General features: G+C 70.6%; 12 protein-coding genes. 5 read left to right on the plus strand and 7 right to left on the minus strand.

Annotation, left to right across the window (positions count from 1 at the left end; all coding sequences use genetic code 11):
* Positions 1 to 133: 133 nt before the first annotated feature.
* From ACGFYY_RS41775 to ACGFYY_RS41790, 4 genes are all read right to left on the minus strand, one after another.
* Positions 134 to 1,258, minus strand: a complete 1,125-nt coding sequence (locus tag ACGFYY_RS41775) for a GuaB3 family IMP dehydrogenase-related protein (protein WP_030767410.1) — start codon at positions 1,256 to 1,258, stop codon at positions 134 to 136.
* A gap of 142 nt (positions 1,259 to 1,400) precedes the next feature.
* On the minus strand, positions 1,401 to 2,900 hold the full coding sequence (guaB, locus tag ACGFYY_RS41780; protein ID WP_030767408.1) for an IMP dehydrogenase: 1,500 nt from the start codon (positions 2,898 to 2,900) through the stop codon (positions 1,401 to 1,403).
* Between the two features lie 269 nt (positions 2,901 to 3,169).
* Positions 3,170 to 3,799, minus strand: coding sequence for a sigma-70 family RNA polymerase sigma factor (locus ACGFYY_RS41785; protein WP_365279942.1), 630 nt, complete (start codon positions 3,797 to 3,799; stop codon positions 3,170 to 3,172).
* Positions 3,800 to 4,159: 360 nt separating this feature from the next.
* Positions 4,160 to 4,771 (minus strand): response regulator transcription factor, encoded by a 612-nt coding sequence (locus ACGFYY_RS41790; RefSeq protein ID WP_003948568.1) that lies wholly within the window; start codon positions 4,769 to 4,771, stop codon positions 4,160 to 4,162.
* Between the two features lie 380 nt (positions 4,772 to 5,151).
* Between ACGFYY_RS41790 and ACGFYY_RS41795 the strand changes: the two genes are divergently transcribed.
* Positions 5,152 to 5,478 (plus strand): WhiB family transcriptional regulator, encoded by a 327-nt coding sequence (locus ACGFYY_RS41795; protein WP_030011164.1) that lies wholly within the window; start codon positions 5,152 to 5,154, stop codon positions 5,476 to 5,478.
* A 144-nt stretch (positions 5,479 to 5,622) separates the two neighbouring features.
* Here ACGFYY_RS41795 and ACGFYY_RS41800 read toward each other — a convergent pair whose 3' ends face one another.
* Positions 5,623 to 6,522, minus strand: a complete 900-nt coding sequence (locus ACGFYY_RS41800; protein ID WP_393717793.1) for a LysR family transcriptional regulator — start codon at positions 6,520 to 6,522, stop codon at positions 5,623 to 5,625.
* Between the two features lie 87 nt (positions 6,523 to 6,609).
* On the opposite strand from ACGFYY_RS41800, the gene ACGFYY_RS41805 reads away from it, so the two are divergent.
* The 3 genes from ACGFYY_RS41805 to ACGFYY_RS41815 all read left to right on the plus strand — a co-directional run bounded on the left by ACGFYY_RS41805 (position 6,610) and on the right by ACGFYY_RS41815 (position 8,908).
* A complete protein-coding gene (locus ACGFYY_RS41805; protein WP_393717801.1) occupies positions 6,610 to 7,296 on the plus strand; it encodes an MOSC domain-containing protein in 687 nt (228 codons plus the stop codon).
* 31 nt (positions 7,297 to 7,327) lie between these two features.
* Entirely contained in the window at positions 7,328 to 8,101 is a 774-nt protein-coding gene (locus ACGFYY_RS41810; protein WP_393717795.1) for an SDR family NAD(P)-dependent oxidoreductase, read from the plus strand.
* Between the two features lie 96 nt (positions 8,102 to 8,197).
* Complete coding sequence (locus tag ACGFYY_RS41815) at positions 8,198 to 8,908, plus strand: ester cyclase (protein WP_393717797.1); 711 nt, start codon at positions 8,198 to 8,200, stop codon at positions 8,906 to 8,908.
* 108 nt (positions 8,909 to 9,016) lie between these two features.
* Here the strand turns inward: ACGFYY_RS41815 and groL are convergent, their stop codons facing one another.
* Together groL and groES are read right to left on the minus strand one after the other, a co-directional pair.
* Positions 9,017 to 10,645: a chaperonin GroEL gene (gene groL, locus ACGFYY_RS41820; protein ID WP_365279931.1), complete on the minus strand. Its 1,629-nt coding sequence runs from the start codon at positions 10,643 to 10,645 to the stop codon at positions 9,017 to 9,019.
* Between the two features lie 112 nt (positions 10,646 to 10,757).
* On the minus strand, positions 10,758 to 11,066 hold the full coding sequence (gene groES, locus ACGFYY_RS41825; RefSeq protein WP_030011064.1) for a co-chaperone GroES: 309 nt from the start codon (positions 11,064 to 11,066) through the stop codon (positions 10,758 to 10,760).
* A 257-nt stretch (positions 11,067 to 11,323) separates the two neighbouring features.
* On the opposite strand from groES, the gene ACGFYY_RS41830 reads away from it, so the two are divergent.
* On the plus strand, positions 11,324 to 12,340 hold the full coding sequence (locus ACGFYY_RS41830) for a hypothetical protein (protein ID WP_393717799.1): 1,017 nt from the start codon (positions 11,324 to 11,326) through the stop codon (positions 12,338 to 12,340).
* Positions 12,341 to 12,532 lie beyond the last annotated feature (192 nt).

Genomic DNA, 12,532 nt, shown 5'->3' on the forward strand with positions numbered 1-12,532 from the left:
CCGCGGGGGTGCCTCCCGCCCCCGGGGGGGCGTCTTTCTCCAGCGCGGCCCCCCGGGCCCCCCCCCCCCGGCGCCCCCCGGGGGGGCGGCCCCCCGGGGGGGGGGGCCGCCCCTCCGGCGTACGGCGAAGCGATCAGCGGCTGTGCTGCGAGTCCGCGATCGTGACCTCGACCCGCTGGAACTCCTTGAGCTCGCTGTAGCCGGTGGTGGCCATCGAGCGGCGCAGCGCGCCGAAGATGTTCATCGAGCCGTCCGGGGTGTGCGAGGGACCGGTGAGGATCTCCTCGGTGGTGCCCACGGTGCCGAGGTCGACCTTCTTGCCGCGCGGCACGTCCTCGTGGACGGCCTCCATGCCCCAGTGGTTGCCCTTGCCGGGCGCGTCGGTGGCACGGGCCAGCGGGGAGCCCATCATCACGGCGTCCGCGCCACAGGCGACGGCCTTCGGGATGTCGCCGGACCAGCCCACGCCACCGTCGGCGATGACGTGCACGTAGCGGCCGCCGGACTCGTCCATGTAGTCGCGGCGGGCCGCGGCCACGTCCGCGACGGCGGTGGCCATCGGGACCTGGATGCCGAGCACGTTGCGCGTGGTGTGCGCGGCGCCGCCGCCGAAGCCGACGAGGACACCGGCGGCGCCGGTGCGCATCAGGTGCAGGGCCGCCGTGTAGGTGGCGCAGCCGCCCACGATGACCGGGACGTCGAGCTCGTAGATGAACTGCTTGAGGTTCAGCGGCTCGGCGGCGCCCGACACGTGCTCGGCCGACACGGTGGTGCCGCGGATCACGAAGATGTCCACGCCCGCGTCGACGACGGCCTTGGAGAACTCGGCCGTGCGCTGCGGGGAGAGCGCGGCGGCGGTGACGACGCCGGAGTCGCGCACCTCCTTGATCCGCTGCCGGATCAGGTCCGCCTGGATCGGCGCGGAGTAGATCTCCTGGAGACGGCGGGTGGCCGCCTCCTCGTCCAGCTCCGTGATCTCGTCGAGCAGCGGCTGCGGGTCCTCGTACCGGGTCCACAGGCCTTCGAGGTTCAGCACGCCGAGGCCGCCGAGCTCGCCGATGCGGATGGCGGTCTGCGGGGAGACGACCGAGTCCATGGGGGCGGCCAGGAAGGGCAGCTCGAAGCGGTACGCGTCGATCTGCCAGGCGATCGAGACCTCCTTCGGGTCCCGGGTACGCCGGCTCGGGACGATGGCGATGTCGTCGAACGCGTACGCCCTGCGGCCGCGCTTGCCGCGCCCGATCTCGATCTCAGTCACGTGTGGTGGCCTTTCCTCTGGGTCTGCCCGTCCAGTATCCCCGAACGCCGGGGGCATGCGTTCCGGTGACCGCTGTACGGACGGCCGCGCGGCACGGCGAAGGGGGCGGGCCCGATGGACCCGCCCCCTCAGCTCATGCCGTTCAGCCCTTGCGGGAGTAGTTCGGTGCTTCGACCGTCATCTGGATGTCGTGCGGGTGGCTCTCCTTGAGGCCCGCCGAGGTGATGCGGACGAAGCGGCCACGGTCCTGCAGTTCGGGGACCGTACGGCCGCCGACGTAGAACATGGACTGGCGCAGACCGCCGACGAGCTGGTGCACCACCGCGGAGAGCGGGCCGCGGTAGGGGACCTGGCCCTCGATGCCCTCGGGGATGAGCTTGTCGTCGCCGCCCACGCCCTCCTGGAAGTAGCGGTCCTTGGAGAAGGAGCGCTGGTCGCCGCGGGACTGCATCGCGCCGAGCGAGCCCATGCCGCGGTACGACTTGAACTGCTTGCCGTTGATGAAGAGCAGTTCGCCCGGGGACTCCTCGCAGCCCGCGAGCAGCGAGCCGAGCATCACCGTGTCGGCGCCCGCGACCAGGGCCTTGGCGATGTCGCCGGAGTACTGGAGACCGCCGTCGCCGATGACCGGGACGCCGGCCGCCTTCGCGGCGAGCGAGGCCTCGTAGATCGCGGTGACCTGCGGGACGCCGATGCCGGCGACGACGCGGGTGGTGCAGATGGAGCCGGGGCCGACGCCGACCTTGATGCCGTCGCAGCCGGCGTCGATCAGCGCCTGGGCGCCGTCACGCGTGGCGACGTTGCCGCCGATGACGTCGACGGTGGAGTTCGACTTGATCTTGGCGACCATGTCGCCGACCAGGCGGGAGTGACCGTGGGCGGTGTCGACGACGATGAAGTCGGCGCCCGCCTCGATCAGGGCCTGGGCACGCTCGTACGCGTCGCCGGCGACGCCGACGGCCGCGCCCACCAGGAGCCGGCCACCCTTGTCCTTGGCGGCGTTCGGGTACTTCTCGGCCTTGACGAAGTCCTTGACCGTGATGAGGCCCTTGAGGATGCCCGCGTCGTCGACCAGCGGCAGCTTCTCGATCTTGTGGCGGCGCAGCAGCTCCATGGCGTCCACGCCCGAGATGCCGACCTTGCCCGTGACCAGCGGCATCGGGGTCATGACCTCGCGCACCTGGCGGCTGCGGTCCGACTCGAACGCCATGTCGCGGTTGGTGACGATGCCGAGGAGCTTGCCCGCCGGGTCGGTGACCGGGACGCCGGAGATGCGGAACTTCGCGCAGAGCTCGTCGGCCTCGCGCAGCGTCGCGTCCGGGTGCACCGTGATCGGGTCGGTGACCATGCCGGACTCGGAGCGCTTGACCAGGTCGACCTGGTTGGCCTGGTCGGCGATGGAGAGGTTGCGGTGCAGCACGCCGACGCCGCCCTGACGGGCCATGGCGATGGCCATGCGGGCCTCGGTGACCTTGTCCATGGCGGCGGACAGCAGCGGGACGTTCACCCGGACGTTCCGCGAGATGAGGGAAGAGGTGTCGATCGCGTCAGGCGACATGTCCGACGCGCCCGGCAGCAGCAGCACGTCGTCGTAGGTCAGTCCGAGCGTGGCGAATTTGTCGGGCACTCCGTCGGCGGTCATGACACCTTCCCAAATGGTCTTGCTCAGCGCGGATGTCCATGCTAACGGGATCCCGACGCGTCTCATTCCACGACCAAGGTCAAGCAGAAGATTCGTCGTTTCCTACGACTGCGGACAGCGGGCGGGACGCCGAAGGCCGGGGGCCTCGGTCGAGCCGACGGCGGAGCCCACGCACCGTACGGACCCCACGGAACGGACGCACCGGGCCGCGGTGGGACCGTGCGAGCCGCGAGGACCGCGCGTGCCACGCGGACCGCACGCACGGCCGTCTACTGCTCGGCGAGTGCCCGCAGCCGGCTGAGCGCACGGTGCTGGGCGACGCGCACGGCCCCGGGGGACATACCCAGCATCTGCCCGGTCTCCTCCGCGGTCAGTCCGACGGCCACCCGCAGCACGAGGAGCTCGCGCTGGTTCTCCGGAAGGTTGGCCAGCAGCTTCTTGGCCCACGCCGCGTCGCTGCTGAGCAGCGCGCGCTCCTCCGGACCCAGCGAGTCGTCGGGCCGCTCCGGCATCTCGTCGGAGGGCACGGCCGTGCTGCCCGGGTGCCGCATGGCGGCCCGTTGCAGGTCGGCGACCTTGTGTGCGGCGATCGCGAAGACGAAGGCCTCGAAGGGCCGCCCGGTGTCCCGGTAGCGCGGCAGCGCCATCAGGACGGCGACGCAGACCTCCTGCGCCAGGTCCTCCACGAAGTGACGAGCGTCACCCGGCAATCGTGAGAGTCGGGTGCGGCAGTAACGGATCGCGAGGGGGTGCACGAAGGCGAGCAGGTCGTGCGTGGCCTGCTCGTCGCCCTCCACCGCCCTGCGTACGAGCGCGCTGACGCCTACGGCACCGCCACTTTTGGCGGTGCTGGTCTGGCCTGTGGCCGCAGGGGACCCCAGGGCCTCGTCGTCGCGCATCAATCCATGGTGCCTTGGCGCCGGAGCATCCGCGCCGCCATGGCCCTTGTTGTGCATCGAAGCGTTATGAGCAGGTGCGCCGGAACTCATCGTCTGCGCCCTCCCCTCCCGCTCGGCCGAATAGTCCCCGAGAGACTCCACACCCTCAAGGATGCGGCATCGCGCGCGAAGCGAGACGTCCCCCGGATTGTGCCCCGCCAATCCCCGGGTGCGCACCGGGTACGGCGGGGACGGAGATGCCCTCGACAACAGGAGCCGTCGAGGGCGGCGCGCCGCCCCGTCCGCGGGTGGCGGACGGGACCGATCTCGACTTTCCGCGGCCCGCGGCGGACCGGGGCGCGCCCGGCCACGACCCGGAGGTCAGCGGACCAGACCCCAGCGGAAGCCGAGTGCCACGGCGTGCGCCCGGTCCGAGGCGCCGAGCTTCTTGAACAGCCGGCGGGCGTGCGTCTTGACCGTGTCCTCGGAGAGGAAGAGCTCGCGCCCGATCTCCGCGTTGGACCGGCCGTGGCTCATGCCCTCCAGCACCTGGATCTCGCGCGCGGTGAGCGTGGGCGCGGCGCCCATCTCGGCCGAGCGGAGCCGGCGCGGGGCCAGTCGCCAAGTCGGGTCGGCGAGGGCCTGGGTGACCGTGGCCCGCAGTTCGGCGCGTGAGGCGTCCTTGTGCAGGTACCCACGGGCGCCGGCGGCGACCGCGAGGGCCACGCCGTCCAGGTCCTCGGCCACCGTCAGCATGATGATGCGGGCGCCGGGGTCGGCCGAGAGCAGTCGGCGGACCGTCTCCACACCGCCCAGCCCGGGCATCCGTACATCCATCAGAATCAGATCGGAGCGGTCGGCGCCCCAGCGGCGGAGGACTTCCTCGCCGTTGGCAGCCGTCGTCACACGCTCGACGCCGGGCACGGTGGCAACCGCGCGACGGAGCGCCTCTCGGGCAAGCGGGGAGTCGTCGCAGACGAGGACGGATGTCATGACCGCCCTCCGCAGCTGCTGATGCGCGTCACCTTGAGCCTCCAGGCTGGTACGTATCGTCACCTGTGCGGTCGATGCTCCCGGACACCTGTCCGAGAACTTATTGGTTCAACCGCCTTCGCACTCTCAACGATGGTCACTCGAAAGAGTTACGGGTCGGACGGACACCTTCAGCACTCTACGTGAGGAAGCGATCACGGCGTCGGAGGCGCGAGCGGCCTGTCCTCCATCTGGAGCTATGCCCTATTTGGCGGCTTTCCTTCCGTTTGGCACGTGTCTGAGGCTAGATTCCCAATGAGTCATATTTACATCTACTCCGACAGTAGGTGTGGAGACATGGACCGTATCCGCCTCAGTACCGGCACCAAGAGGGACTACCAATGGCAGATTTCTCCCGCCTCCCCGGACCGAACGCCGACCTCTGGGACTGGCAGCTGCTAGCCGCCTGCCGCGGGGTCGACAGCTCCCTCTTCTTCCACCCGGAAGGCGAGCGGGGCGCGGCCAGGAGCGCGCGCGAGGCCTCGGCTAAAGAGGTCTGCATGAGATGCCCGGTGCGTTCGGAATGCGCCGCGCACGCACTCGCCGTCCGAGAGCCCTACGGGGTGTGGGGCGGCCTCACCGAGGACGAGCGCGAGGAACTGATGGGCCGCGCCCGGCATCGCCTGATCCCCGCGTCGAGTGCGATCGGACCGATCGCTCCGAACTGAGAGCCGACGAAGCGTCCGAAGGAACGTTTCTTCGAATCACCAGCCCGCCCGGGCGTGTCGCCGCCCGGCTCGCGTTTCACCCGTTCGGCCGTATCCGGTCGTCCGACGTGTGCGCCCCCGGCCGCCGCCGGGGGCGGACGCGGGTCAGCGCGCGGCCGCCCGCTCCAGCTCGGACAGGGTCGCGGCCACGGCCGGCACCCGGGCCAGGTCGGGCAGGGTCAGCGCCACGACCTCCCGCTCGACGGCCGGCTCCACCGCCACCGTGCTCACGCCCTTGGCCCGTACGGACTCCACCGCGAGCTCCGGCAGCACCGCCACGCCCAGCCCGGCGCCGACCAGGCCGACCACCGCCGGGTAGTCGTCGGTGGCGAAGTCGATGCGCGGGGTGAAGCCCACGCCCTCGCACACCTCCACCAGATGCCGGCGGCAGCGCGGACAGCCCGCGATCCAGGGTTCGTCCGCCAGCTCCGCCATGCCCACGCGCTCCGCCCCGGCCAGCCGGTGTCCCTCCGGGACCAGCCCGACGAGCCGGTCGGTCAGCAGCGGCCGCACCACGAGGTCGTCCCACTCCGCGGCGGTATGGGACGCGCCGCCATAGCGGAAGGCCAGCGCCAGGTCGCAGTCGCCCTCGCGCAGCATCTCCACCGAGCGCGGCGGCTCCGCCTCGACCAGCGAGATACGGGTTCCCGGGTGCTCGGCGCGCATCGCCGCAAGCGCGGTCGGCACCAGCGTCGAGCTGCCGCTGGGGAAGGACACGAGCCGGACCCGGCCCGCGCGCAGCCCGGCGATGGCCGCGACCTCCTCCTCGGCGGCGGTCAGCCCGGCCAGGATTCCCGCGGCGTGGCGCACCAGGGCCTCGCCCGCCTGGGTCAGCCGCATCTCGCGGCCGGTGCGGATGAGCAGCGGGGTGCCGGCCGACTGCTCCAGCGCCTTCATCTGTTGGGAGACGGCGGGCTGGGTGCAGCCGAGCTCGCGGGCGGCGGCGGAGAAGGACCCGGTCCCGGCGACGGCGCGCAGTACCCGGAGATGGCGTGCTTCGATCACCCTTCGAGCATAAGCCCTACTTTGATTTCCGAGGAAATCTACCGACGTCACTTTGGGGTGCTCGGTTAGCGTGTTCCCATGAGCTCCATGCACTTGATCTCTGTGAACCTCGGCCGTGCCACGGCCGTCGACTACACGGACGCGGAGGGCGGGGTGACGGGCATCGGCAAGCGCCCCGTCCCCGGACCGGTCCACGTCCTCGCCCCGGGCCCCAAGGCCACCGGCCTCGGCAGCGGCCTGGAGGGCGACGCCGTCTGCGACCGGCGCCACCACGGCGGCGACCACCAGGCCGTCTACGCGTACGCCCGCGAGGACCTGGACCTGTGGGAGCACGTGCTGGGTCGCGAGCTGCCCGGCGGCCTCTTCGGCGAGAACCTCACCACCTCCGGCATCGACCTGAACACCGCGCGGATCGGCGACCGCTGGCGGGTCGGCGCCGACCTCGTCCTGGAGGTGGCCTCGGCCCGCATCCCGTGCCGGACCTTCCAAGGAGCCATGGGCGAGACCGGCTGGGTCAAGCGGTTCACCCAGGAGGCCCGGCCGGGCGCGTACCTGCGGGTGATCCAGGAGGGTTCGATCTCCCCCGGCGATCCGATCGAGATCATCCACCGGCCCGACCACGAGGTGACGGTGCATCTGTGGTTCCGCGCCTTCACCACCGAACGGGACCTGCTGCCGCTCACCCTGGCCGCGGGCGAGGCGATGGAGCCCGAGGCCCACGAGCGGGTGCGCCTGTACGTGGAGAAGTACGGGGCGGGGGCCGGGGCGAGGTAGCGCCGTCATCGGGGGAAGCTAGGTTGCGCCTATGACGACTGCGTTGATTACGGGATCCACGGCGGGCATCGGCGCCGCCTTCGCCCGGCGGCTGGCCGCCCAGGGACACAATCTGGTGCTGGTGGCACGCGACACGAAGCGGCTCGGCGAGCAGGCCACCGAGTTGCACGACCGGCACGGCATCGAGGCCGACGTACTGGTCGCCGACCTCTCCACGGAGGCGGGCATCGCGGCGGTCGAGCAGCGCCTCGGCGACCGCACCCACCCGGTGGACCTGCTGGTCAACAACGCGGGCTTCGGCAACAAGGGACGCTACCTCGAAGTCTCCATGGCCGACGAGCTGACCATGCTGAAGGTGCACATCGAGGCGGTCCTGCGGCTGACCTCGGCGGCCACGGAGTCGATGCGCTCGCGCGGCCGCGGCGGCGTGATCAACGTGGCCTCGGTGGCCGCCTTCGTACCGCGCGGCACCTACGGGGCGAGCAAGGCCTGGGTCGTGCAGTTCACCCAGGGCGCGGCGCGGGACCTGGCGGGCTCCGGGGTGCGGCTGATGGCGCTGTGCCCCGGCTTCGTCCGGACCGAGTTCCACCAGCGGGCCGGCATGGGCACGGACAACATCCCCGGCTGGATGTGGCTGGACGCCGACAAGCTGGTGGCCACGGCCCTGGCCGACCTGGCCCGCGGCAGGACGGTGTCGATCCCGGACCCGCGGTACAAGGCGCTGATGGGCGTGGTGAAGCTGACGCCGCGCGGACTGCTGGGCGGGATGTCCTCGCGTACGGGCCGCAAGTACGGCCCCCAGTAGCGCCGGAGGGTACCCCGACAAGCCCCGACCCAAGCGGCCGATCGGGTGAAATCTCCCTAAACTGGACCTGTCCCATCCAGCGCGGGAGGCGACGCGATGACATTCGTACAGGTGATCGATTACGAGACCAGGCGGTTCGACGAGATGAACGCGCTCATCGACCGCTGGGCGGAGCAGACCAGCGGCAGGCGCACCGCCACGCACACGATGATCGGCCAGGACCGCGAGGCCCGGAACCACTACGTCGACATGGTGGAGTTCGCCTCGTACGAGGAGGCCATGAAGAACTCCGGACTCCCCGAGACGGACCGGATGTTCCAGGAGATGGTGGCTCTCTGCGAAGGCATGCCGAAGTTCATGAACCTCGACGTGGTCCGCGACGAGCACCTCAACAAGCAGCTCGCCCTACGGGTGTTCGAAGAAGCGGCCATGGGCGGGAACATGGGCGTCCTCGACGAGTGCTTCGCGACGAACTACATCGACCACGACGTCAGCAAGGCGGAGTCCACCGTCATCGGGCGCGACGCCCTGCGGTCGGACATGGAGACGTGGCGCGCCGCCTTCGACATGTCCTTCGAGCCGATGGCCCAGCTGGCCGAGGGCGACATGGTCACGACGGTGTGGAACTGGCGCGGCACCCACAAGGGCCCGTTCATGGGAGTCGCACCGACCGGCAAGACGTACGAGATGTCCGGGAGCACCACCTTCCGGTGCGTGGAGGGAGAGATCGTCGAGGGCTGGTGGCACTACAACCCCGGCGCCCTGCAACAGCAGATGGGTGGAACGGGTACGCCGTACGGGACCTGAGGCCCCGCCACGGGAGGCGACCCGACACCAGGGGCGACGACGGCAGAACAACGGGAAGGCCCCGCTCCGCGACTGCGGAGCGGGGCCTTCCCGGCGTGGTGCGTGCGATCAGTGGCTGTGGCCGTGACCGTGGCCGTGACCGGCGTCGCCCTCGTCCTCGGCCGGCTTCTCGACGACCAGGGTCTCGGTCGTGAGCAGCAGGGAGGCGATGGAAGCGGCGTTCTCCAGCGCGGAGCGGGTGACCTTGACCGGGTCGATGACGCCGGCCTTGACCAGGTCGCCGTACTCGCCGGTGGCGGCGTTGAAGCCCTGGCCCTTGTCGAGCTCGGCGACCTTCGAGGTGATGACGTAGCCCTCGAGGCCGGCGTTCTCGGCGATCCAGCGCAGCGGCTCGACGGCGGCGCGGCGCACGACCGCGGCACCGGTGGCCTCGTCGCCCGTCAGGCCGAGGTTGCCCTCGAGGACCTTGACGGCGTGGACGAGCGCGGAGCCACCGCCGGAGACGATGCCCTCCTCGACCGCGGCACGGGTCGCCGAGATGGCGTCCTCGAGGCGGTGCTTCTTCTCCTTGAGCTCCACCTCGGTGGCGGCGCCGACCTTGATGACGCAGACGCCACCGGCGAGCTTCGCCAGGCGCTCCTGCAGCTTCTCGCGGTCCCAGTCCGAGTCGGTGGACTCGATCTCGGCCTTGATCTGGTTGACACGGCCGAGGACCTCGTCGGAGGAACCGCCACCGTCGACGATGGTGGTGTCGTCCTTGGAGATGGTCACGCGGCGCGCGGTGCCCAGTACGTCCAGACCGGCCTGGTCGAGCTTGAGGCCGACCTCTTCGGCGATGACGGTGGCACCGGTGAGGGTGGCCATGTCCTGGAGCATCGCCTTGCGACGGTCGCCGAAGCCCGGGGCCTTGACGGCGACCGCGTTGAAGGTGCCACGGATCTTGTTGACGACGAGGGTGGAGAGCGCCTCGCCCTCGACGTCCTCGGCGATGATCAGCAGCGGCTTGGAGGCGCCGGCCTGGATGACCTTCTCGAGCAGCGGCAGCAGGTCCTGGATCGAGGAGATCTTGCCCTGGTTGATCAGGATGTACGGGTCGTCGAGGACGGCCTCCATACGCTCCTGGTCGGAGACCATGTACGGCGAGAGGTAGCCCTTGTCGAAGGCCATGCCCTCGGTGAACTCCAGCTCCAGGCCGAAGGTGTTGGACTCCTCGACGGTGATGACACCGTCCTTGCCGACCTTGTCCATCGCCTCGGCGATGAGCTCGCCGACCTGCTGGTCCTGCGCGGAGAGCGCGGCCACGGCGGCGATGTCGGACTTGTCCTCGATCGGGCGGGCGGTCGCGAGGAGCTCCTCGGACACGGCCTTGACCGCGGCGTCGATGCCCTTCTTCAGGGCGGCCGGGGAAGCACCCGCGGCGACGTTGCGCAGACCCTCGCGGACCAGCGCCTGGGCCAGCACGGTGGCGGTGGTGGTGCCGTCACCCGCGATGTCGTTGGTCTTGGTCGCCACCTCCTTCACGAGCTGCGCGCCCAGGTTCTCGTACGGGTCGTCCAGCTCGACCTCGCGGGCGATGGTGACACCGTCGTTGGTGATGGTGGGGGCGCCGAACTTCTTGTCGATGACGACGTTGCGGCCCTTGGGGCCGATCGTCACCTTGACCGTGTCGGCAAGCTTGTTGACGCCGCGCTCGAGGGCGCGACGGGCGTCCTCGTCGAACTTCAGGATCTTCGCCATGGGAGCGGTTCAGCCCTCTCGAAAACTCGGGTTTAACGAGCTACGCCCCTCGCCGCCCGGCAATCAGCGGGGTGACCAGGGGCGCAGCTCAAAGCAGTACTGATGAAGAGAATTACTTCTCGACGATCGCGAGCACGTCGCGAGCCGAGAGGACGAGGTACTCCTCGCCGCTGTACTTCACTTCGGTGCCGCCGTACTTGCTGTACAGCACGATGTCGCCGACGGTGACGTCCAGCGGGAGACGCTGGCCGTCCTCGAAGCGACCCGGGCCCACCGCGAGGACGACGCCCTCCTGGGGCTTCTCCTTCGCGGTGTCCGGGATGACCAGGCCGGAGGCCGTGGTCTGCTCGGCGTCGAGCGGCTGGACCACAATGCGGTCCTCAAGCGGCTTGATGGCAACCTTGGAGCTGGCGGTCGTCACGATCCGACCTCCCCCTTCGGAGATCCGGGGTTAACTGTCTGAGGTGGCGACCAGGTCGATCCGTCGTCGCGGGTGCCGGATCTGCCTGTCGCTGTGTTGGCACTCACCAGGGGTGAGTGCCAGGTGCGAGACTATTCCGGCGATTAGCACTCGGTCAAGCGGAGTGCCAATTCCCGCCGATCGGGCGTTGCGCGGACCGACACCTGAACGCAGCCCAACGGGGCCCACGAGCCTCGGGGATCGCTACTCTCCAGCCCATGACCTGGAGAAACGCAGAGCTCCGCCGGCGCGACATCATCTCGATCACCGTGGGCCTGGTGATCGGGATTTCCGCCTTCTCGCTGGCCGGACCGCAGCTGATGACCAAGCTGACGGGGGTGGAGGGCAGCTTCCACGCGGAGCAATGCTGGGGGCAGAACGACTACGACGGGGTCGAGCGACGGGCGTGCTCCGGCTCCTTCTCCGCCGCCGACGGATCGTTCACCATCCACCGAATAGCGGCCGAGGGCGTGTTCGAAACCGATCCGGTCGGGCCGGTGGCCTCCCGGGTCGCCGGACCGTCGGCCGACGAGGCCGTGCGGCCGGGGCTCATGTCCCTGGCCCCCCTGCTGGGCATCGGACTGGTCGGCTTCGCGTACCCCCTGTGGGTCCTGTTCGCGGTCGTCCGCGACCTCCTGACCCGCCGACGACGCCGCCGAAGAGCCGATCCGGCCGTGGCCGTGGCCGCGCCCCCCGCCCCCGTCCCCGCCCCCGTCCCCGTCCCCGGTGCGACCAGGAAGAACTCCGGCGTGCGATGGATCCACGCCGTCCCGATCGCCGTCAGCATCGCCGCCGGGATCTACATGTGCCATGCGGCGGTACCGCGGCTGATCACCCAACTGACCGGGGTGGACGGTGCGTTCCGTGCCGAGCGCTGCGTCTGGGGGGAGCCCGACGCCGACGGCGACCGGACGACGACGTGCACGGGGGACTTCACCGCCGCCGACGGCTCGTTCACGCTCGCCCGGATCAAGATCGACGGCTCGTTCGACGAGCGGCCCAAGGGGCCGGTGAGCGCCCGCGTCAGCGGCCCGTCGGCCGACCACGCCGTACAGATGAGCCTCGCGAGCTCGCTCGCACCGATCGGCCTGGGGCTGACCGCCTTCGTGTTCCCCGCCTGGGCGGTGACGGCGGCCACCCGCGACGCCCTCGACCGCCGCCGACGCCGCCGGACCGACCCCCCGAACACCGCAACCCCCGACCCCAACTCCTGGGGCCCACTACCGTCGCGCTGACCTTGCCCCTGCGGTGTCCCCTGCGGGGTGCTCGGCGGTGTGCGGTGCGGCTCGGGCTGCGCCGTGCCCCTGCGGGGTGCTCGGCGGTGTGCTGCTGGGGTCGGGCTGCGCCCGGGGCTGCGCCTCAAACGCCGGCGGGGCTGGTGGTGTGGGTCGGGGCCCCGCAGGAGGGTCTCCTCGGCTCGGCGCGTG

This window comes from Streptomyces sp. NPDC048331 (assembly GCF_043201215.1).
Lineage (GTDB): Bacteria > Actinomycetota > Actinomycetes > Streptomycetales > Streptomycetaceae > Streptomyces.